Here is a 20,206-nt window from a genome sequence, read left to right on the forward strand (position 1 = left end):
CTGTCGCCAATCTCTGATGTCGCAGGAAGAGAGCCGGCGGCAAAACTGCCGATCTCCCCCCTTGCGGGGGAGATGGCCGGCAGGCCAGAGGGGGGTGTGACGGAGCGCGACGGTTGGTCAAAAAGCTACTCGAACCGATCCGGCAAATGATGTTCCTCGGCAAGGTCCGAGAATCGGGTGAATTCGCCTTGGAAGGCGAGGCTGACCGATCCGGTTGGCCCATGGCGCTGCTTGGCGACGATGACCTCGGCCTTGCCGCGCATCTCGTTCATCTCGTGTTCCCATTTGATGTATTCGTCGGTGCCTGGCTTCGGCTCGCGGTTCTTCAGATAATATTCCTCGCGGTAGACGAACAGCACCACGTCGGCGTCCTGCTCGATGGAGCCCGATTCGCGGAGATCCGAGAGCTGCGGGCGCTTGTCGTCGCGGCTTTCGACCTGGCGCGACAGCTGCGACAGCGCGATGATCGGCACCGCCAGCTCCTTGGCCAGTGCCTTGAGGCCGGTGGTGATCTCGGTGATTTCCTGGACGCGGTTTTGCGACGATTTCGCGCTCGATCCCTGCATCAGCTGGATATAGTCGATGACGATGACGTCGAGGCCGCGCTGGCGCTTCAGGCGACGCGCGCGGGCCGACAGCTGAGCGATGGAAATGCCGCCGGTCTGGTCGATGAACAGCGGGATTTTCTGCATTGTCTGCGAGCAGGCGACCAGCTTTTCGAAATCCATCTCGCTGATCTCGCCGCGGCGGATTTTCGACGACGGGATTTCCGTCTGTTCGGAAATGATGCGGGTGGCCAGCTGTTCGGATGACATTTCGAGCGAAAAGAAGCCGACGACGCCGCCATTGGCCGCCTTGAACGAGCCGTCCGCCTGCTGCGCCGGGACATACGCCTCGGCGATGTTGAAGGCGATGTTGGTGGCGAGCGAGGTTTTGCCCATGCCGGGGCGGCCGGCAATGATGATCAGGTCGGACGACTGCAGGCCGCCCATGCGGCGGTCGAGGTCGCGCAAGCCGGTGGCGACGCCCGACAAATGCCCGTCACGCATATAGGCGGCATTGGCCATGTCGACGGCGGTCTTGACGGCATCGGTGAAGCTTTCGAAGCCGCCATCGTAGCGGCCGGTTTCGGCCAATTCGAACAGGCGCCGCTCGGCATCCTCGATCTGGTCGGAGGGCGACATGTCGACCGGCGCGTCATAGGCGATGTTGACCATGTCCTCGCCGACAGTGATCAGCGCGCGCCGCGTCGCCAGATCGTAGATGGCGCGGCCATAGTCGGTTGCGTTGACCACCGTGACGGCCTCGACCGCCAACCGCACGACATATTGCGCCACCGTCATGTCGCCGACCTTCTCGTCGGCCGGCAGGAAGGTCTTCAGCGTGATCGGCGTCGCGATCTTGCCCATGCGGATGAGCTCGGCCGCGACCTCGAAGATCTTTCTATGCAGCGGCTCGTAGAAATGGCCGGGCTTCAGGAAGTCGGAGACGCGGTAGAAGGCATCGTTGTTGACCAGTATGGCGCCGAGCAGCGCCTGCTCGGCCTCGATATTGTTAGGCGCCTCGCGATAGAGCGGTGTTTCCGCCACGCCGAATTTTCGTGCTGCCTCTGCCATGATGTCCCCGGTCCTGATCCCCGTCTCTCGATATCAGAACGAGACAAGTCGGTGATGACTTATCTGCATCAGTCCCCAACCAACCAACTTTGATGCCCGCGATTCACAACCAGGATCTTTCGGTGGAAAGAATCTCGATTGACTCGAATCAAGATGGCGAGCCTAGCCGTTCTCAGGCGAGAACAAAACAGGAAAATAGCTGCCCGTCATTCCGGCAAGGCATCACCCCAATCCAGTCGCCGCGCGGCCTTGAACGTCTCGCCGTCGCGTTTGGTGAACAGTCGCTCGGCAGCACTCCCATCCTGTTCGCAAAGCTTCAGCAAGACCTTGCCGGAGCCCGACTTCGGCGGTGCGATCACTCGCGCTCGAGGCGGAGCGGCCGGATGGCGGGAGGCCGCGACAAAGATGAATTTCTCGTCCTCCCACGGCACCTCGGCATCCTTGGCCAGACGGTGTAGGCGCGAGCGGGCGACGCGGCGGGCGAAATGGCACCAGTCGGGGGCGACGAGCGGACAGGGCGCCTCATGCGGGCAGGGCGCAAGCACGTGCGCCCCCGCCTCGATCAGCTGCCGCCGCACGGCAAGAATACGCTGCCAGCCGGCCGGCGTGCCTGGCTCGACCACCAGCAGCGTGTCTGCGGTCAACTGCCAGAGCCGATCGACGAGTTTTGCCAGCGATGCCGGCGCGATCTCATCCAGCACATAGGCTGAAGTCACCAGCTCGGCCGGCCCGAGATCGACCAGGTCTATGGTGATGTCGCCGGTCCGCCAGGCGGTCCTGGCCGTGATCGCATCCGCGGCAAGTGCTTCGCCGACCCGTCGCACCGCGGCGCCGGCCTCAAGCAGCACCGCCTGTTCGAGATCGGGCCAGAGATCGATTGTGGCCCAAAGCACGGTGCCAGGGCCGGCGCCGACATCGAGCAGGGTCCTCGGAGCATAATCGGGCCGCGCCTCGCTTACCGCATCGAGGCTGGCGCGGACGGCAGCATAGGTCGCCGGCAGCCGCGTTGCCAGATAGGCCTTCACCGCCATGTCTTCGGCCATGTGCAGGCGGCCGTCGCGCAACTCGGCGCGGTAGCGGTCCGACAGCGTCTTTGCCGCTTGCTTAAGCATCGGCAGCGGCACCTGTTCGAGAAGGCGGTCGACGCCTTGTCTGAGTAAGACGGGCAGTTCCATCGCTCACGCGGTCCGAGGTGCGAGCAGAATGACCGAGGCGCCAATGATGCAGATCGCGGCACCGGCAAGATCCCAACGGTCGGGGTGCACGCCTTCCGCCAGCCACAACCAAGCCAGCGAGGCGGCAATGTAGATGCCGCCATAGGCTGCGTAGGCCCGGCCCGCCGCGCTGGTGTCGACCAGCGCCAGCAGCCACGCGAATAGCACCAGCGAGACGAGACCGGGCGCCAACCACAGCGGCGATTTTTCCAGCCGCCACCATGCCCAGAACGAAAAGCAGCCGGCGATCTCGGCAAGTGCGGCGGCGACGTAGAGGAGGTAGGTCATGAAAAAGGTCCCGCGTTGACGGGACCCTTTTCAGCGTGCCAGCCGGCAATGGCAAGCGGCAATGGCGCGATCGCCGCCCTTCTACTCCGGATCCGCCACCTTGCGGCGGCGAGCGGGCTTGGCCGCCGGAGCTTTTTCGCGACGTCCAAGATCGCGCATCTCCAGCGCCTTCTCGCAACTGGCCATGTAGTCGCGCGTCACCGGCAGCGTGTCGTTCTTCTTGGCGATCTGGATCTGGAAGATCACCAGATCCTGCCAGCGGAAGGCAGCTTCCGAGGCGGCAAGATAGAACTCCCACATACGGCAGAAGCGCTCGTCATAAATCGCCTTGGCCTTGTCGCGGTTGGCGGCGAAGCGCTCGCCCCAATGCTTCAGCGTCTCGGCATAATGCAGCCGCAGAACCTCGATGTCGGTGACGACGAGCCCCGATTTTTCGATCGCCGGCATCACTTCGGAGAGCGACGGGATGTAGCCGCCCGGGAAGATGTACTTGCGGATGAAGGCGCTGGTTGCCCACGGCACGCCGGAGCGGCCGATCGTGTGCAGCAGCATGACGCCGTCCGGCTTCAGCAGCGTCGCCGATTTGTCGAAGAAGGTGCGGAAATGATTGACGCCGACATGCTCGAACATGCCGACCGAGACGATGCGGTCGAAACGCTCATTGAGCTCGCGATAGTCCTTGATGTCGAAATGCACCCGGTTTTGCAGGCCTTGCGCATGAGCACGGTCGGTGGCGACGCCGTGCTGCTCGGTCGACAGCGTCACGCCCTGTACGTCGACGTCGAATGCCTTTGCGAGATAGAGGCCAAGCCCACCCCAGCCCGAGCCGATATCAAGCACCGTCTGGCCGGCCTTCAGCCTGAGCTTGGCGGCTATGTGGCGCTTCTTGGCCGCTTGTGCCTCGTCGAGCGTCATGTCCGGTTGCTCGAAATAGGCGCAGGAATATTGCATGTCCTCATCGAGGAAGAGGCGGTAGAGGTCGCCCGACAGATCGTAATGGCGCTGCACGTTGCGACGCGCCCGCGACGCCGTGTTGATCTGCTGCAGGCGTCGGAAGGCGTGGCGCAGACCCTCGATCGCCTTCGACCAGGTGGCATCGATACCGCCGCTGCCCATGTTCTGGAAGGCAATGCGCATCACCCCCAGCACACCGCCCTCGAGAATGTCGAGTTCACCATCCATGTAGGCTTCCGGCACCGCCAGCATCGGGTCGAAGGTTATTGCGCGCTCGGCATGCCTTGTCTTGATATGCATGTGCACCGGCTCGCCGCTGCCGTCACCGAAAGTCACCATCGAGCCTTGCGGCCCTGTCACCTTGAGATTGCCTGTGCGGACCAGGCGGTCGAGAACGCGCTTAAGCAGAATATTCATGACCAATTGTCCCCTCTCGGCCAGACATGCTGTCCTATTCTGCATCAAGATATAGGGGTTCGAAAAGTTCCATTTGGCATAAAAATGCCCGGGTGCGAGGCCCGGGCATTGGTCCAGAATAGCGATTAGCCGGCGAATGCCGACGAATGACGATCAGCCGTTGTCTTCGCCGCCTTCGAACTCCGCATTCGGATCGAAGAAGTTTTCCGGCCGCGCATTGTCGTTGATGTCCTCGCCGTAAATGGCTTCGGCGGTGGTCAGCGTTTCGCCCTTGGCCTGGCGCTCGGCTTCGTCGGCCGTGCGGGCAATGTTGAGCGTGATGGTGACCTCGACTTCCGGGTGCAGCGCGATCGCCACATTGGTGACGCCGATGGTCTTGATCGGCTGGTTGAGCAGGATCTGGTTGCGGTTGACCGAAAAACCTTCCGCCGTCACCAGCTCGGCGATGTCGCGCGTCGAGACCGAACCATAAAGCTGACCGGTTTCGCCGGCCGAGCGCACGGCGATGAAGCTCTTGCCGTCGAGCTTTTCGGCAATCTGCGCGGCCTCGGACTTGCGCTCCAGGTTGCGGGCTTCGAGCTGGGCGCGCTGTCCCTCGAACTTCTTCTTGTTAGCTTCGTTGGCGCGCAGCGCCTTGCCTTGCGGCAGCAGGAAATTGCGGGCGAACCCGTCCTTGACCTTGACGGTGTCGCCCATCTGGCCGAGGCGGGAAACGCGTTCGAGAAGAATGACTTCCATGGTTTTGTTCCTTCGCTTGGGCGCTATCCTCAGGATTGGCGCCGAATTGTCTGGAACAGGTCAGGAAGCTCGGGCGTCGCCGCCTATGTCGCTGTCCTGCCTGTCGCGGCAGTTAGGATCTCTTGTCGAAATCCAACCCGGGATTTGGTGTCCGATCCGGCTACGCCCGTCGTGGCCGGTGAAAAAAGCGGGCGGCGAACCGCCCGCGTAGATTTTAGCGGACCACGTAGGGCAGCAGGCCGAGGAAGCGGGCGCGCTTGATCGCCTTGGCGAGTTCGCGCTGCTTCTTCTGGCTGACGGCGGTGATGCGCGATGGAACGATCTTGCCGCGCTCGGAAATGTAGCGCTGCAGAAGCCGCACGTCCTTGTAGTCGATCTTCGGTGCATTGGCGCCGGAGAACGGGCAGGTCTTGCGGCGTCGATGGAAGGGGCGCCGTGTTGGGATCTGATTGATGTCGACCATTATTCTGCGGCTCCTTCAAAGCCTTCGCGCGGACGGCGCGGGCCACGATCGGCACCGCCATCGCCGAAGCTGCGCGGCGGACGATCACCACGGTCACCGCGATCGCGGTCGCCGAATGAGCGCGGGCCACGATCGCCACGGTCGCGATCGCCGAAGCCGCCGCGTTCCGAGCGCTCTTCGCGCTTCTGCATCATTGCCGACGGACCTTCCTCATGCGCGTCGACCTTGATGGTCAGGAAACGCAGCACGTCCTCGGACAGGCCCATCTGGCGCTCCATTTCATTGAGCGCGGCCGGCGGGCAGGTGATGTCCATGAGTGTATAATATGCCTTCCGGTTCTTGTTGACCCGGTAGGTGAGGGACTTCAGTCCCCAGTTCTCGACCCGGCCGACGGACCCTCCATTCGCGGTGATGACGCCCTTGTACTGTTCGACAAGCGCATCGACCTGCTGCTGCGAGAGGTCCTGCCGGGCAAGAAACACATGTTCGTATAGTGCCATAGTGTTCGTGCCTTTCTTCGTTTCTCTCCCGGTTCCCGGCGGCAAAAGCCTCTGCAACTTCTCTGACCCGCAATCCTTGCGAAGGCGGGGAAGAAAGGAGCATGACGAGACGGTCGAGAGCGGAGACACGGGAGGCGGAAGCGCTTCTGGCTTCACGCGAAGGCTTCGAAAAACCTCCGGCCCTCCGTTCAGCCCCCAGCAAGGACCGGCAGATTGCGGGCGTCTATACAGGAATTTGACCGCAAAGCAAGGCCAAACCACGAAGCAAACGGCCCTACCGTCCCAGAGCGCCACGGGCCTCGATGGCGGTGTTTTCACGGATTTCTTGAAACCGGACCTTAACCACCATGCGAAGTTCCAGCACCGGCGGGCGTGGCGGCAACCCGTCGTTCATCATGCGGATGCAAAACCAACAGCCTGCGCGAGGTCGGCAGCAAGGCGGTTTTGGGGATAAAAATGCTTTTCGACAAATTCTGCCGTTCGAAGAGCGGCAACTTTGCCCTGATGCTGGCGTTCGGGCTGCCAGCGGTTCTGACCGCCGTGGCCTTTGCCGTGGACGTGTCCACCTTGATGAGGGCCAAGGTCAGCTTGCAGAATGCGCTCGATGCCGCGAACCTTGCGTCTTCGCATCTCGGCGACATCGAGGCTTCGCGCAAGGACGTCTTCGACCGCTACTTCCAGACCAATGTCGCCGGTCACAGCGAGTTGAGGAACGCCGAAGCGACGCTTGCCGTGGAAAGGGGCCTCAATTACATCCAGACAAAGGCTGTCGCCACGGCGGACGTCAACTTGAACTTCGCCTTCCTGTTCGGCAACGACAAGCGCATCACCGTCGATGCCGGCGCCGTCGAATCGACCAATCAGCTCGAAGTCGTGCTGGTGCTCGACAATACCGGATCGATGGCCAGCAACGATCGCATCGGCGCATTGCGGACGGCGGCGACGGCCCTGATCGATATGCTCGAAGCGGCGAAGTCGCCGACGCGCAGCGTACGTGTCGCGGTGGTGCCGTTCGTCACCGCGGTCAACGTCAAGGGCGAGGACTACGATCCGGCCTGGATCGACATGGCCGGCAAATCGCCGAACAATGGCGCCAATTTCCCCTTGGTCGGCGGCAAGCGCGTCAACCATATGGACCTGTTCAAGCAATTGGCCGTCGAATGGAGAGGCTGCGTCGAAGCGCGGCCCGGAACCAACAATGTTTCCGACATTTCGCCCGACCAAAACAAACCGGACACCCTGTTTGTACCCTATTTCGCTCCGGACGATCCAGGTAACGCTAAAAATCCAAACAGCTCCTACGGCAATTCAGCGACCGGCTACAACAATTCCTATCTCGACGATACCGTTGTCACCCTGCTTCCCGGCCTCACCAGCGACATGGCGAAGTACAGTGTTTCGACGATGAAACTGATCAACGACAAGAGAGGCCCGCTGACTATCGGCCCCAACCGGGCCTGCCCGACGCCGATAGTGCCGCTGACCGACGATTTCGACAAGTTGCGTAAGGCCGTCGGTGAGATGATCGAATGGAACGGTTCCGGGACCAATGTTTCGGAAGGCTTGTCATGGGGGATGCGGGTGCTCTCGCCGGAACCGCCTTACAGCGACGGCGCGCCTTTCAGGGCGTCAGGCACGACCAAAACGGTGCTGCTGCTCACCGACGGCGAGAATGTTGTCTATGGCGCGAAGGATACGCCACAGAAGTCGGACTATGGCTCCTACGGATTCCTGGCCTCGGGTCGGTTTGGATCCAGCGACCAGACCGCGGCTGCGCGCAATGTCGACGATTGGACAACCAATATATGCAACACGCTGAAGAAGCAGGACGTGCAGATCTTCACAGTGCTGCTGCAGGCCGACACCGCAGCCAACCGCAAGCTCTACGAGGCCTGCGCATCGTCGCCGTCGGATTATTACCCGACCAACGACGTCAGTCAGCTCGAAAGCGTCTTCCTGAAGATCGGAAGCTCGATTTCGCAGCTGCACTTGACGAACTGAACGACGTCGGCCGCTCTCCCGCCGCCACCGCTCAACTCGTGTGTGCAGCCACTTTGCCTGTGGTTTCGGGGAAGAAATCGGGTGCCGCGTGGCGCTTGCCGAACATCATGTCGTATTGCAGCAGACGGAAGTCGCGGATTGCCGGATCGATCTCTTTTCGACGCGACCAATCCGGGGTGGCGTCGCCCCCCGGTGCCAAAAGCAGATTGCGGTCGATAACGCGGTAGCGATCCCGCAACTGGCCGAGGAAGCCGGTGTAATAGGGATGACTGATGCCGGCCGTCTTGAGGATATGGTAGGGCAGAAAGGCCGGGCTGACGGCGCCCAGATCCTCGGCCGGGCCGCTGCGGTTCGACCAGACGATCAACGGCGTCTGGTGGTGCAGCAGCATCTGGTCGGCCGCCTCCTTGCGCGGCGCGACATTGTCCTTCAGGAAGCCGGTCTCGACGTAGACCGGCCCAAGCGGCGGCAGATGGTCGCCGAAGAAGGCGATGACGGTCGGCCGCTCGCGTTTCTTCGCCCATTCGATCAGCCGCTCGAGGCCGCGGTCCGCGTCGGAAGAGCCTTCGGCATAGCTCAACAGCGATTCACGCGCCCATTGGCTGATCGGCGCCTGCACCTTGTGGGTCGGATTGTTATAGCGATACGGCTCATATGGTCCGTGGTTCTGCAGGCTGACGGCGAAAAAGAAGACCGGCTCGGCGCTGGTATCGGCCTCGTGGATGATCTCGTCCGTCATAGCTGCGTCCGACGCGAGCGGTCCGCGCTTCTGCATGGGCGGCAACGTCTCCTCGGATTTGAAGTCGTTGAAGCCGAAATCGGCATAGACGGCTCCCCGGTTCCAGAACCAGTTGGTTCCGGGATGGATGGCGCGTGCCCGGTAGCCCTGACTTTTCAGGAAGGTCGCCAGCGAGGGGGTCGGTGTCCGCACATATTGCTGGTAGGGAATGCTGCCCGCCGGCAGGAAGGCGTTGGAAAAGCCGGTCAGGGCCTCGAACTCGATGTTGGCCGTCATGCCGCCGAACTCGGGCGAGAACATGTAGCCCGTGCGCAGTGCCCGCACATTGGGGATAGGGTCGGGCGTGATGGTGACACCGGGCAGCTTGGTCGGATCCCAGAAGGATTCGCTCATGACGACGATGATGTCGGGCTTCTCGGCGGGTACCGAGGCCGTTACCTGCGGTTTGCCTATCGCTTCGATCGCCTTGTCGGAATAGCCGGGCGGCGCCGAGACGTGGGCCATCGGGACGTTCAGCGCGAAGGCGAGCGCAAAACCGTTTGAGGCATAGTTTTCCTTCTGGTCCCACATGATCGGGATGATCTGCAGCCGGTCGCGCGTCCACGAGAAAGTGGCATAGTCCATGATGGAGACGAAGAAGGCGATCAGCGGCACCGTCAGCGTCAGCCGGGCAAGGCGGCCCTTGTGGCTGAGTGCCGGAACGCGGCGGCGCCATAGCCGCCAGCCATACACGAGCAGCGACAGCCCGCCGACAATGCCGATCGCCAGGGCAATGGCGGTTCCCGGGCGATCGCGTACCAGGAGCGGCATCAGTGCCACGATCTGCCGGGAATAGAGGAAATCGGTCGGATAGAGCGGATCGCCGAGATAGAGCGACTTCTGGTGGCCGACGAACGCCAGCGACAATGTCAGCGGCGCGACGATCATCAGGCTCTGATGGCTGCGGCCGAGCACGGCGTCGAGGCCGATGAGGATCAGCGCAAAAATGATGATCGTGGTCCAGCCGGGTTTGAAAGGCTGCAGAAAGAAATCAATGGTGCCGGCAAAGTTGCCGCGCACGATCAGTTCGATGGCAAACACCAGGATCGCCGCAGCCAGCAAGCTGATAAGGCCATAGCGGATGACAGGCCATTTGCGCGCCGGTAGATAGCCGGTCGACGGATCGCCTTCAAGAAACTGTGGCGCCGCCTCGGCTGCGCTCTGCTTGGTCTTTGCCACTTCAATAGTTCCCCGGCCCGCAACAAAAGCGTCACTCGATTGTCATCGAACTGTCACGCAAAGCCTAGCGTCTGCGGCGGAAATAAGAAGAGCCAGCAAACAAATCGTGAGCGGTTTTCATCATGAGTGATCGCCAAAAAGCCTGCCGAAACAGGCACTCGGCCGACATTACGTGGTCAAGGTTGGGCTTGACTTGGCCGCACGCCTTGCGTCACAGGCAACGAGAACCAGCAGCTGGGAGCCGACGATGGCCATCGCATTCACCTTTCCGGGGCAGGGCAGCCAGGCTGTCGGCATGGGCAAGGACCTCGCCAATACTTTTGTGGAATCGCGGCGGATCTTCGAGGAAGTCGACGACGCGCTCGGCGAAAAACTATCGCAGCTGATCTGGGAAGGCCCGGAAGAGACGCTGACGCTGACCACCAATGCCCAGCCGGCGCTGATGGCGGTGTCACTTGCCGCAGTCCGGGCGCTGGAGGCGCGCGGCTTCTCGCTGAACGGCGAGGTCACCTATGTCGCCGGCCACTCGCTCGGTGAATATTCGGCACTTGCGGCCGCTGGTTTCGTTTCGGTCGCCGACGCCGCCCAGCTGTTGCGTATCCGCGGCAATGCCATGCAGGCGGCTGTACCGGCCGGCGAGGGCGCCATGGCGGCGATCATCGGGCTGGAACAGGCCGACGTCGAGGCTGCTTGCGCAGAGGCCGCCCAGGGCGCCGCCAAAGATCCCGCGCAAGCCTTGGTTTGCCAGATCGCCAATGACAATGGCGGCGGCCAGCTGGTGATCTCCGGCGCCAGGCCGGCGGTCGAACTGGCGGCGAAGCTATGCACGGAGAAGGGCGCCAAGCGGGCGCTGATGCTGCAGGTCTCGGCGCCCTTCCATTCGGCATTGATGAAGCCTGCGGCCGAGATCATGCGGGAGGCGCTGGCGGCCGTGACGAAGAGTGCGCCCGCCGTGCCGCTGGTCTCTAATGTTACGGTGACCCCGACGAGCGATCCCGACGAGATTGCCCGCCGCCTCGTCGAACAGGTGGTCGGGCGCGTGCGCTGGCGCGAAACGGTGGAGTGGTTCGGCAGCAATGGCGTCGGCACACTTTACGAAGTGGGCGCCGGCAAGGTGTTGTCGGGGCTGGCCCGCCGCATCAACGGCGACATTGCCACCGCTGCCATCGGATCCGCGGCGGATGTCGAGGCGGCGCTGGCGAAGCTTGCATAATCAACTGGCGATTTGACACCGCTCCATGCGAAGGGTGTTCGCTCAGATCAGGAGGCAAGAATGTTCGAATTGACCGGCCGCAAGGCGCTCGTCACCGGCGCATCGGGGGGCATCGGCGAGGCGATCGCCCGCGTGCTGCATGCCCAGGGCGTCATCGTCGGCCTGCACGGCACACGTATCGAGAAACTGGAGGCGCTGGCCGCCGAACTGGGCGACCGGGTCAAGCTTTTCCCGGCCAATCTTTCCAATCGCGACGACGTCAAGGCGCTCGGCCAGAAGGCGGAGGCCGATCTCGAAGGCGTCGACATCCTCGTCAACAATGCCGGCATCACCAAGGACGGGTTGTTCGTACGCATGGCTGATGCCGACTGGGATAGCGTGCTCGAGGTCAACTTGACCGCCGTGTTCCGGCTGACCCGCGAGCTTACCCATCCGATGATGCGGCGCCGCCATGGCCGCATCATCAACATCACCTCAGTGGTCGGCGTCACCGGCAATCCCGGCCAGACCAATTACTGCGCCTCCAAAGCCGGTATGATCGGCTTTTCCAAATCGCTGGCGCAGGAGATCGCCACCCGCAATGTCACCGTCAACTGCGTCGCCCCAGGCTTCATCGAATCGGCGATGACCGCCAAGCTCAACGACAAGCAGAAGGAGGCGATCATGGCGGCGATCCCGACCCGGCGCATGGGCACGGGCGCCGAAGTCGCCTCTGCCGTCGCCTACCTAGCTTCCAACGAGGCAGCCTACGTCACTGGCCAGACCATTCATGTCAATGGCGGCATGGCAATGATCTAAACACTTGGGAAAACGCTTCATTCCGTCTTGGATGCACGGGATTTTTCGTGTAATGCCGCCCGCAACCCGGCGGTTCGGGCAAAAACCGGTCCTGTTCCGCTGCGTTTCCGGCAGGACCATCTTTCAGCTTGATTAGCGGCATTCTGCCCGCTAACGAAGACAGACAACCAAAAGACGAGGATGCCCAAATGAGTGACACCGCAGAGCGCGTCAAGAAGATCGTCATCGAGCACCTTGGCGTCGATGCCGACAAGGTGACGGAGCAGGCGAGCTTCATCGATGATCTGGGCGCGGACAGCCTCGACACGGTCGAACTTGTCATGGCGTTCGAAGAAGAGTTCGGTGTCGAAATCCCGGACGACGCCGCCGAGACCATCCTGACTGTTGGCGATGCGGTGAAATACATCGACAAGGCCTCCGCCTGACGCTATTTGCAGTCATCACCGGGGAGGACCTGCGATGAGGCGTGTCGTCGTCACGGGCCTTGGGCTGCTTTCGCCGTTCGGCATGGGCTTCGAGCACAGCTGGAAGGAGCTTCTGACCGGCCGCAGCGCAGCCAAGCGCATCACCGAATTCGAGGTGGAAGATCTTGCCTGCAAGGTCGCCCACGTCATTCCGCGCGGTGACGGCTCCAATGCCACTTTCAATCCTGAAGCCGTTCTCGAGCCGAAGGAGCTGCGCAAAGTCGGCGACTTCATCCTGTACGGGATCGCGGCCGCCGACGAGGCACTCAAGGATTCCGGCTGGCAGCCGAAGACGCATGAGGAACAGTGCGCCACCGGCGTCCTGATCGGTTCGGGCATCGGCGGCATCGAAGGCATCGCCGAGAATGCGATGATCCTCAAGGAACGCGGTCCGCGCCGCATCAGCCCGTTCTTCATTCCCGGCCAGATCATCAACCTCGTTTCCGGTCAGGTCTCGATCCGGCATGGGCTGAAAGGCCCCAACCATGCCGTCGTCACCGCTTGCTCGACCGGTGCGCATGCCATCGGCGATGCCGCCCGGCTGATCATCTGGGGCGATGCCGACGTTATGGTCGCGGGCGGCGCCGAAGCGCCGGTGACGAGACTCTCGATCGCCGGGTTCGCCGCTTGCCGCGCGCTCTCCACCGAGCGAAACGACGCGCCGCAAACGGCCTCACGCCCCTATGATCGCGATCGCGACGGCTTCGTCATGGGAGAGGGCGCCGGTGTTGTCGTGCTCGAGGAACTCGAACACGCCAAGGCCCGCGGAGCCAAGATCTATGCCGAGGTCACCGGCTACGGTCTGACCGGTGACGCCTATCACATCACCGCGCCCGCCGAGGATGGCGACGGCGCTTTCCGTTGCATGACCGCGGCGCTGAATCGGGCGAAGCTGACGCCGGCCGATGTCGACTACATCAACGCGCACGGCACATCGACCATGGCCGATACGATCGAACTCGGCGCCGTCGAGCGGCTGGTCGGCAACGCCGCCTCGAAGATATCGATGTCGTCGACCAAATCGTCGATTGGCCACCTGCTGGGCGCGGCTGGTGCTGCCGAGGCGATCTTTTCGATCCTCGCCATTCGCGACAACATCGCGCCGCCGACCATCAATCTCGACAATCCGGAGCGCGAAACGGCGATCGACCTGGTGCCGCACAAGCCGCGAGCCCGGCAGATCGACGTGGCGCTGTCCAACTCCTTCGGCTTCGGTGGCACCAACGCCTCGCTCGTCTTCCAGCGCTACAATGGCTGACCGCTCCGCCGGTTTCCGTCTGCCGTCAATTTTGCCATATTCGCCCCTACTCTGCCCGAGGGGATTCGTCGCAAGATCAATTGGTAGGGCGCTATGAACACAAATCCGGCCGATAACGGGGAATTCGGGCAACGGGCAGCAACGCCCGGCCCGATCGTGCCGAAGACGGCCAGCGAGGCGTTGCGGCCCGAGGCCGGCACGCCGCCGCCGAAGCGCTCGCGTGCCTCGCGCAGCCAGTTCGTCGTGTTCATGAATTTCGTCATCTCTTCGGTGATGCTGATGGTCCTTGCGGCAGGCGTTGCGCTGTATTTCGGCAAGCAGGAGTTCAACGAGCCCGGCCCGTCGGCCAATGGCGACACTTTCCTGGTCAAGCCGAATAGCGGCGTCCAGGAGATCGCCGACCAGCTTGAGCGGCGAGGGCTGATTAGCGACGCTCGCATTTTCCGCCTTGGCGTGCGCGCCTTCGGCAATGATTCCGCCCTGAAAGCGGGCGAATACGAGATCAAGCCGCAGGCGTCGATGCACGACATCATGGAACTGCTGAAGAGCGGCAAGTCGGTGATGTATTCGCTGACTATCCCCGAGGGGCTGACGGTCGAGCAGGCGCTGCAACGGATCGCCGAGCAGGACGCGCTGACCGGCGACATGCCGTCGACCACTCCACCTGAGGGCAGCCTCGCCACCGACACGCTGCGCTTCACCCGCGGCGCAACACGCCAGCAGATGGTCGACAAGCTTCTTGCCGACCAGAAGAAGCTGGTCGACGAAGTCTGGCAGCGCCGAGCGCCGGACCTGCCGATCGCCAACGTTGAGGATTTTGTCACCCTGGCCTCGATTGTCGAGAAGGAGACCGGCAAGGGCGATGAACGCTCGCGTGTGGCCGCTGTCTTCCTCAACCGGCTGGCCAAGGGTATGCGGCTGCAGTCGGATCCAACCATCATCTACGGCCTGTTCGGCGGCAAGGGCAAACCCATCGACCGCCCGATCTATCAGTCGGACATCCAGAAGCCGACGCCCTACAACACCTATCTGATCAACGGCTTGCCGCCGACGCCGATCGCCAATCCCGGCCGTGCAGCGCTGGAGGCCGTCGCCAATCCGTCGAAAACCAGCGATCTTTACTTCGTCGCCGACGGCAGCGGCGGGCACGTCTTTGCCTCGACGCTCGATGAGCATAATGAGAATGTCGCCCGCTACCGGGCACTGCTGAAAAAGCAGGCGCAGGACGCCGCCAAGGCCGGGGCAACCAATACCGGGGCCGACACGCCGGCGGGAGCCATCGTTGACGATGCGGGCGCCACCGCCGCCCAGTAGGGCCGGACGCCATCAGGTTGGCCCTGTGCATGTCCGGGTGGATGTGCAAGGGCTGCTGTGGCATTGAAATTCACGTGATCCTGTCCGGAGAAATCGCTCCGGCTTGAGGGGCATTCGGCAAAGGGACGCACGGCTACATGAACTTGCAGAGCATGACCGGTTTTGCGCGCAGTGTCGCCGAACACGACGGCACTTCGATTGCCTGGGAAGCCAAGTCCGTCAACGGCAAAAGCGTCGAGGTCAGGCTGCGGCTGCCGCAAGGTTTTGACCGGCTGGAGCCGGCCGTCCGGCAGACGGTGCAAAAGCGTTTTGCGCGCGGCAATTTCCAGATGACGCTGACCATTGGCCGCGCCGCCGGCGCTCAAGCGCAACCCGTGGTCAACGAGGCTTTCCTGACGGATCTGGCGGGCTTGGCCAAGCGGCTGCAGGAGCAGTTCGGAGTAGCACCTGCGGCGGCCGACGGGCTGCTTGCGCTGCGCGGCGTGCTCGACATTCCCGAAACCATCGAAACCGAAGAGGCGCGCAGTGCGCTCGATACCGCGATACTGTCGGCGCTGGAAGCTGCACTGAGCGGGCTGCAGCAGGCGCGCCAGAGCGAAGGTGCCGCACTTCGTTCCCTGCTGTCTGGCCATATCGATGCCATCGAGGCGCTGACGCTGCGGGCCGAGGCCGATCCATCACGCGAACCGGCCACGATCCGCGAAAGGCTCGCCGAGCAGATCCGCCTGTTGATGGACGCGTCTGCCAACCTGGATGCCAGCCGGCTGCATATGGAAGCGGCGTTCCTGGCCACCAAGGCCGACATACGCGAGGAAATCGACCGGCTGAAGACGCACGTGGTGTCGGGGCGGGCACTGCTCGCCGGCGGTGGCGCCATCGGCCGCAAGCTCGATTTCCTGGCACAGGAATTCAACCGCGAATCGAATACGCTGTGTTCCAAGTCGAATGCTGCCGCGGTCACCGCCATCGGGCTGGAACTGAAGGCGGTCGTCGACCAGTTTCGCGAACAGGTCCAGAATCTGGAATGATCCCGATGCCAAGCCACATGACTGCCAAGCCCCATGACCACTAGGGATGTGGGTTCCCGCATTCGGCGCCGCGGGCTGATGCTGGTCTTGTCGTCGCCGTCAGGCGCCGGCAAGTCGACGATTGCGCGCAACCTGCTGGAGAGCGATTCCAGCCTCGAATTGTCGGTCTCGGTCACCACGCGGCCACGCCGCGGCAGTGAGATCGAGGGCGTCCATTATCACTTCCGCACCATGCGCGAGTTCGAGCGGCTGCGCGATTCGGACGCGCTGCTCGAATGGGCCGAGGTACACGGCAATTGCTACGCGACGCCGCGCGAGCCGGCTGAACAGGCGCTGGCCGAAGGCCGCGACATGCTGTTCGACATCGACTGGCAAGGCGCCCAGCAGCTCAAGGAGAAGATGCGCGCCGATATCGTCTCGATCTTCATCCTGCCGCCATCGATGAAGGAATTGAAGGCGCGGCTGAAGCGTCGCGCCGAGGACCAGGAAGCGGTGATCGAGACGCGGCTCAAGAACGCCCGCAACGAGATCGAGCACTGGAAGGAATATGATTTCGTCATCGTCAACGACGATCTCGACCGCGCTTTCGCCGAGGTGCGCGGCATCGTCACGGCCGAACGGCTCAGACGCGATCGCCGGCCGGGCCTGTTCGATTTCGTCTCGGGGCTGCTCGACGAAAAGACGGATTGATCAAGGCGCTGTCCCCGCGACCAGGATCAGATTGCGGCTGAGCGCGGCGTCGCGCAGTTCCAGTGCCGCGGCATATTCTGGGGAGCGGTACCAACGCCGCGCCGTGTCCATGTCGGGGAATTCCACGATGATCAGCGGCCCGGGAGACCAGTCGCCTTCCAACATTTCCACCTCGCCGCCGCGTACCAGATAGCGCCCGCCATGCTGGGCGATGGAGGCAGCCGCGCGGGCGCGATAGGCTTCGATAGCCTCTGCGTCACGGATTGTGACGTCGGAAATGACATAGGCGGCCACTGTTTGTCTCCGGGCAGGGTCTGTCTGGCTATCTATGCCATGAGTGCGGAAATTCCACGCGGACGCTTCCCGGCATCACACCGCATTCGTCAGCCGCACGAATTCCTCGACGCTGAGCGTCTCCGCACGCCTGGTCGGATCGATGCCGGCGCGGGTGAGCAGTGCCTCGCCACCGAGGCTTTTCACGCTCTGCCGCAGCATTTTCCGGCGCTGGCCGAATGCCGCTTCGGTGACGCGGCTGAGCCGTTTCACCTCTGCCGGCAAGGGGTTGGCGCGCGGCACCAGATGCACCACCGAGGACGTCACCTTGGGTGGCGGCGTGAACGCCTGCGGCGGTACGTCGAAGGCAATCCTCGCCTCCGTCCGCCAGCCTGCCAGCACGCCGAGCCGGCCATAGGCCTCGCTGCCGGGGCTGGCTGCAATGCGTTCGGCGACCTCGCGCTGGAACATCAACGTCATCGATGCGTAGAAAGGCGGCCACTCGATAACGGTCAGCCAGCGGATCAGCAATTCGGTACCAACATTGTAAGGCAGGTTGGCGACGATTTTCGCCGACCCGCCGCTTCCCGGCACGCCTTTGGCAAGCGCCGCAAAATCAGTTTTCAGCGCATCGCCGGCTACGATCTCGAGCCGACCCGGATAGTGGTTCGCTATCTCGGCCAAAGCCGCCAGGCAACGCTCGTCGCGCTCGATCGCGACGACTCGCCGGGCGCCGTTGAGGAGCAGGGCTCGAGTCAGCCCGCCCGGGCCGGGACCGACCTCGATAACCGTAACATCGGAAAGGTCGCCGGCGGTTCGCGCAATCTTGCTTGTCAGGTTAAGGTCGAGCAGAAAATTCTGGCCGAGTGCCTTTTTCGCCTGCAGCCCATGGCGCTCGATCACCTCGCGCAGGGGCGGAAGGCCGTCTATGCTCATCGGGCTGGGCTCATCGGGCTGGGCTCATCGGGTTAAGCCCATCGAATTGGGCTCATTGGGCTCAGTGGCCTACGGCCTTTTCCCGGTATCGGCAAGCAGGCGCGCGAGTTTCAGCGCCGCAATCAGGCTGTCGGCACGGGCGATGCCCTTGCCGGCGATGTCGAAGGCGGTGCCGTGGTCGGGCGAGGTGCGGACGAAGGGCAGGCCGAGCGTGACGTTGACCGCCTCGTCAAACGCCAGCGCCTTGGCCGGGATCAGCGCCTGGTCGTGATACATGCAGAGCGCCACGTCGTAGCCGGCGCGGGCGCGAGCATGAAACAGCGTGTCGGCCGGCAATGGCCCGAAGGCGTCGATCCCTTCCTGCCTCAGCCGGTCGATCGCCGGGCGCACGATCCGCTCGTCTTCGGTGCCCATCGCGCCGCCTTCGCCGGCATGCGGGTTGAGGCCGGCAACGGCGAGCCGCGGCTTGGCAATTCCGAAACGGTTTGCAAGGTCGGCGGCGGTGATGCGGCCGGTGGCGACGATCAGGTCGGTCGTCAGCGCCTTCGGCACCTCGGCCAGTGCGATGTGGATGGTGACCGGCACGGTGCGCAGGTCCGGGCCGGCAAGCAGCATTACCGGTATCACTTCAGTGCCGGTGTGAAGCGATACCAGATGCGCCAGATATTCGGTGTGGCCGGGAAAGCGAAAGCCGGCATCGTAGAGTGGCTTCTTGGCAATGGGGCAGGTGACGACCGCGGCAGCCCGGCCGGCGAGGCAGTCGGCAACGGCGCGGTCGATCGCCTCGATGATGCCCGCGGCGTTGGCTGGATCCGGGCGGCCGGGACTGTCGACGAAACGGGCAGCAAGCGCCACCACCGGCAGCGCGCGCGAAAACACCCCCGGCGCTTGCGCCGGCGTCGTCTCGGCAATCGCGATATCGGTGCCGAGCCTGTGCGCCCGCGCGGCAATCAGTGCCGGATCGGCAAGGAGATAAAAAGACGGAACGCCAGCGCTATCGCGGGCCTGCCAGGCGGCGATGGCGATGTCCGGCCCTACGCCGGACGGATCGCCGACGCTCAACGCCAGCGGAAGCTCTGGGTCAGGCACGGCGCTTCGACTTCAGCGCTCGATTATGCGGGCTTTCTTCCGCAACTCCTCGACATATTTCTTCGAGAGTTCGTCGGCGTTCTTGTCGCTCGAATCTTCACTCTGGAACACCATCTGCGCGGCTTTGTCGTCTGACACTTCGCGCGACGAGCAGATGCCGATGAATTCGACACCGCGGTCGGTTTCGCGGGTCGTGGTGGCGCCGCCGACCTTTGTAGCCTTTATCTGCTCGGCCCAGTCCGCCGGCAATTGCGGCGCCAACACCCGGCCGAGATCGCGAACGGTGACATCGATCAGGCCCTTGGCGAATTCGCGCGTGGTGTTGCAGCCGTTGAAGCGGGCGCGCATGGCGTCGGCTTCGCGTTTGCGCTTGGCCAGCGTCGCGCTTCGCTCGGCGGCCGGCACCACGAAGATGACCTGCTGCAACATGTACTCTGTGGCGCTCGGTTTGCTACCGCCTTTTTCGAGCATGCGCTTGACGAGGTCCTGCTCGCCCATTGCGCCGCCGCCGTCGCTAGAACGGTGACGCGCGGTCAGCGCCTGGTTCCAGGCCATCTGCGCCCGGATAAAGTCCTTGAAATGCTCCTTGGTGACGCCGGATTGCGCCATCGCGCCGTCAAGCTGCTTGAGCGGCATCTTGTTGCTGGTAGCGAAACGCTGATAAGCGGCATCGACCTGCTCGTCGCTGATACGGATGCCGAGCCGCCGGGCTTCGGCCAGACGCAGCGTCTGGTCGATCATTTCCTGGCCGGCATCGCCCTTTCTGTGCTGCAGGCGCAGGAAAGCGGCCCGATGCTGGATGTCGCCGGTGGTGATCGGTATGTTGTTGACGACGTATTTGATCTCGGTGGCGAAAACTGGCTGCGTCACTGCGGTGGTCGAGAACGCCACCAGCAGCGCGAACCCTGCTGAAAAGAGGTATTTCCTCATCGAAAGCATCCCAATTCCATCCCGATTCGGCCCAACCTATCCCAGTTCAGGCCGCCAAAATTCGT

20 protein-coding genes are annotated in these 20,206 nt (G+C 63.1%); 8 read left to right on the forward strand and 12 right to left on the reverse strand.

Translation table 11 applies throughout. The features are described from left to right. Positions 1-125: 125 nt before the first annotated feature. From AC0L2X_RS03980 to rpsF, 7 genes are all read right to left on the reverse strand, one after another. Positions 126-1,616, reverse strand: a complete 1,491-nt coding sequence (locus AC0L2X_RS03980) for a replicative DNA helicase (RefSeq protein ID WP_023677714.1) — start codon at positions 1,614-1,616, stop codon at positions 126-128. 206 nt (positions 1,617-1,822) lie between these two features. Further along, positions 1,823-2,791, reverse strand: a complete 969-nt coding sequence (locus AC0L2X_RS03985; protein ID WP_473554624.1) for a small ribosomal subunit Rsm22 family protein — start codon at positions 2,789-2,791, stop codon at positions 1,823-1,825. A gap of 3 nt (positions 2,792-2,794) precedes the next feature. After that, positions 2,795-3,118 (reverse strand): YnfA family protein, encoded by a 324-nt coding sequence (locus AC0L2X_RS03990; protein ID WP_352862631.1) that lies wholly within the window; start codon positions 3,116-3,118, stop codon positions 2,795-2,797. An 81-nt stretch (positions 3,119-3,199) separates the two neighbouring features. Then, positions 3,200-4,489, reverse strand: coding sequence for a cyclopropane-fatty-acyl-phospholipid synthase family protein (locus AC0L2X_RS03995; RefSeq protein ID WP_352862630.1), 1,290 nt, complete (start codon positions 4,487-4,489; stop codon positions 3,200-3,202). 153 nt (positions 4,490-4,642) lie between these two features. After that, positions 4,643-5,227, reverse strand: a complete 585-nt coding sequence (gene rplI / locus AC0L2X_RS04000; protein WP_254820243.1) for a 50S ribosomal protein L9 — start codon at positions 5,225-5,227, stop codon at positions 4,643-4,645. A gap of 214 nt (positions 5,228-5,441) precedes the next feature. Then, a complete protein-coding gene (rpsR, locus tag AC0L2X_RS04005; RefSeq protein ID WP_006203718.1) occupies positions 5,442-5,690 on the reverse strand; it encodes a 30S ribosomal protein S18 in 249 nt (82 codons plus the stop codon). Continuing rightward, entirely contained in the window at positions 5,690-6,190 is a 501-nt protein-coding gene (rpsF, locus tag AC0L2X_RS04010; protein ID WP_292663863.1) for a 30S ribosomal protein S6, read from the reverse strand. The genes rpsR and rpsF overlap by 1 nt, the downstream gene beginning before the upstream one ends. Positions 6,191-6,646: 456 nt before the next feature. On the opposite strand from rpsF, the gene AC0L2X_RS04015 reads away from it, so the two are divergent. Beyond that, positions 6,647-8,191, forward strand: coding sequence for a pilus assembly protein (locus tag AC0L2X_RS04015; protein WP_352567443.1), 1,545 nt, complete (start codon positions 6,647-6,649; stop codon positions 8,189-8,191). Between the two features lie 31 nt (positions 8,192-8,222). On the opposite strand, the gene AC0L2X_RS04020 is transcribed toward AC0L2X_RS04015, so the two are convergent. Further along, entirely contained in the window at positions 8,223-10,148 is a 1,926-nt protein-coding gene (locus tag AC0L2X_RS04020) for an LTA synthase family protein (protein ID WP_352567442.1), read from the reverse strand. Between the two features lie 247 nt (positions 10,149-10,395). Here AC0L2X_RS04020 and fabD point away from each other — a divergent pair, with 247 nt between their 5' ends. The 7 genes from fabD to gmk all read left to right on the forward strand — a co-directional run bounded on the left by fabD (position 10,396) and on the right by gmk (position 16,913). After that, the gene (gene fabD / locus AC0L2X_RS04025) at positions 10,396-11,361 is read left to right on the forward strand and encodes an ACP S-malonyltransferase (protein ID WP_473554627.1); all 966 of its coding nucleotides are present in this window, start codon (positions 10,396-10,398) and stop codon (positions 11,359-11,361) included. A 60-nt stretch (positions 11,362-11,421) separates the two neighbouring features. Then, on the forward strand, positions 11,422-12,159 hold the full coding sequence (gene fabG, locus AC0L2X_RS04030; protein ID WP_473554629.1) for a 3-oxoacyl-[acyl-carrier-protein] reductase: 738 nt from the start codon (positions 11,422-11,424) through the stop codon (positions 12,157-12,159). Between the two features lie 188 nt (positions 12,160-12,347). Continuing rightward, entirely contained in the window at positions 12,348-12,584 is a 237-nt protein-coding gene (locus AC0L2X_RS04035) for an acyl carrier protein (protein WP_006203723.1), read from the forward strand. 34 nt (positions 12,585-12,618) lie between these two features. Next, positions 12,619-13,881 (forward strand): beta-ketoacyl-ACP synthase II, encoded by a 1,263-nt coding sequence (gene fabF / locus AC0L2X_RS04040; RefSeq protein WP_473554630.1) that lies wholly within the window; start codon positions 12,619-12,621, stop codon positions 13,879-13,881. Positions 13,882-13,974: 93 nt separating this feature from the next. Continuing rightward, the gene (gene mltG / locus AC0L2X_RS04045) at positions 13,975-15,195 is read left to right on the forward strand and encodes an endolytic transglycosylase MltG (RefSeq protein ID WP_352567438.1); all 1,221 of its coding nucleotides are present in this window, start codon (positions 13,975-13,977) and stop codon (positions 15,193-15,195) included. Positions 15,196-15,332: 137 nt separating this feature from the next. Beyond that, the gene (locus tag AC0L2X_RS04050; protein ID WP_473554633.1) at positions 15,333-16,223 is read left to right on the forward strand and encodes a YicC/YloC family endoribonuclease; all 891 of its coding nucleotides are present in this window, start codon (positions 15,333-15,335) and stop codon (positions 16,221-16,223) included. Positions 16,224-16,256: 33 nt separating this feature from the next. Next, positions 16,257-16,913, forward strand: coding sequence for a guanylate kinase (gmk, locus tag AC0L2X_RS04055; RefSeq protein ID WP_023719822.1), 657 nt, complete (start codon positions 16,257-16,259; stop codon positions 16,911-16,913). Here gmk and AC0L2X_RS04060 read toward each other — a convergent pair whose 3' ends face one another. The 4 genes from AC0L2X_RS04060 to AC0L2X_RS04075 form a co-directional block, all read right to left on the reverse strand. Further along, a complete protein-coding gene (locus AC0L2X_RS04060) occupies positions 16,914-17,207 on the reverse strand; it encodes a DUF1330 domain-containing protein (RefSeq protein WP_352667223.1) in 294 nt (97 codons plus the stop codon). Between the two features lie 75 nt (positions 17,208-17,282). Further along, positions 17,283-18,122, reverse strand: coding sequence for a 16S rRNA (adenine(1518)-N(6)/adenine(1519)-N(6))-dimethyltransferase RsmA (gene rsmA, locus AC0L2X_RS04065; protein WP_473554636.1), 840 nt, complete (start codon positions 18,120-18,122; stop codon positions 17,283-17,285). Between the two features lie 69 nt (positions 18,123-18,191). Further along, positions 18,192-19,211, reverse strand: a complete 1,020-nt coding sequence (gene pdxA / locus AC0L2X_RS04070; protein WP_473554638.1) for a 4-hydroxythreonine-4-phosphate dehydrogenase PdxA — start codon at positions 19,209-19,211, stop codon at positions 18,192-18,194. A 12-nt stretch (positions 19,212-19,223) separates the two neighbouring features. Further along, a complete protein-coding gene (locus AC0L2X_RS04075) occupies positions 19,224-20,150 on the reverse strand; it encodes a peptidylprolyl isomerase (RefSeq protein WP_352493149.1) in 927 nt (308 codons plus the stop codon). Positions 20,151-20,206 lie beyond the last annotated feature (56 nt).

This window comes from Mesorhizobium sp. WSM4828 (assembly GCF_055811175.1).

What these genes read in the sequence shown, in the direction of transcription:
- AC0L2X_RS03980 (WP_023677714.1), bottom strand. Translation starts at nt 1,616, where the DNA reads ATGGCAGAGGCAGCACGAAAATTCGGCGTGGCGGAAACACCGCTCTAT.
- AC0L2X_RS03985 (WP_473554624.1), bottom strand. Translation starts at nt 2,791, where the DNA reads ATGGAACTGCCCGTCTTACTCAGACAAGGCGTCGACCGCCTTCTCGAA.
- AC0L2X_RS03990 (WP_352862631.1), bottom strand. Translation starts at nt 3,118, where the DNA reads ATGACCTACCTCCTCTACGTCGCCGCCGCACTTGCCGAGATCGCCGGC.
- AC0L2X_RS03995 (WP_352862630.1), bottom strand. Translation starts at nt 4,489, where the DNA reads ATGAATATTCTGCTTAAGCGCGTTCTCGACCGCCTGGTCCGCACAGGC.
- rplI (WP_254820243.1), bottom strand. Translation starts at nt 5,227, where the DNA reads ATGGAAGTCATTCTTCTCGAACGCGTTTCCCGCCTCGGCCAGATGGGC.
- rpsR (WP_006203718.1), bottom strand. Translation starts at nt 5,690, where the DNA reads ATGGTCGACATCAATCAGATCCCAACACGGCGCCCCTTCCATCGACGC.
- rpsF (WP_292663863.1), bottom strand. Translation starts at nt 6,190, where the DNA reads ATGGCACTATACGAACATGTGTTTCTTGCCCGGCAGGACCTCTCGCAG.
- AC0L2X_RS04015 (WP_352567443.1), top strand. Translation starts at nt 6,647, where the DNA reads ATGCTTTTCGACAAATTCTGCCGTTCGAAGAGCGGCAACTTTGCCCTG.
- fabD (WP_473554627.1), top strand. Translation starts at nt 10,396, where the DNA reads ATGGCCATCGCATTCACCTTTCCGGGGCAGGGCAGCCAGGCTGTCGGC.
- fabG (WP_473554629.1), top strand. Translation starts at nt 11,422, where the DNA reads ATGTTCGAATTGACCGGCCGCAAGGCGCTCGTCACCGGCGCATCGGGG.
- AC0L2X_RS04035 (WP_006203723.1), top strand. Translation starts at nt 12,348, where the DNA reads ATGAGTGACACCGCAGAGCGCGTCAAGAAGATCGTCATCGAGCACCTT.
- fabF (WP_473554630.1), top strand. Translation starts at nt 12,619, where the DNA reads ATGAGGCGTGTCGTCGTCACGGGCCTTGGGCTGCTTTCGCCGTTCGGC.
- mltG (WP_352567438.1), top strand. Translation starts at nt 13,975, where the DNA reads ATGAACACAAATCCGGCCGATAACGGGGAATTCGGGCAACGGGCAGCA.
- AC0L2X_RS04050 (WP_473554633.1), top strand. Translation starts at nt 15,333, where the DNA reads ATGAACTTGCAGAGCATGACCGGTTTTGCGCGCAGTGTCGCCGAACAC.
- gmk (WP_023719822.1), top strand. Translation starts at nt 16,257, where the DNA reads ATGACCACTAGGGATGTGGGTTCCCGCATTCGGCGCCGCGGGCTGATG.
- rsmA (WP_473554636.1), bottom strand. Translation starts at nt 18,122, where the DNA reads ATGAGCATAGACGGCCTTCCGCCCCTGCGCGAGGTGATCGAGCGCCAT.
- AC0L2X_RS04075 (WP_352493149.1), bottom strand. Translation starts at nt 20,150, where the DNA reads ATGCTTTCGATGAGGAAATACCTCTTTTCAGCAGGGTTCGCGCTGCTG.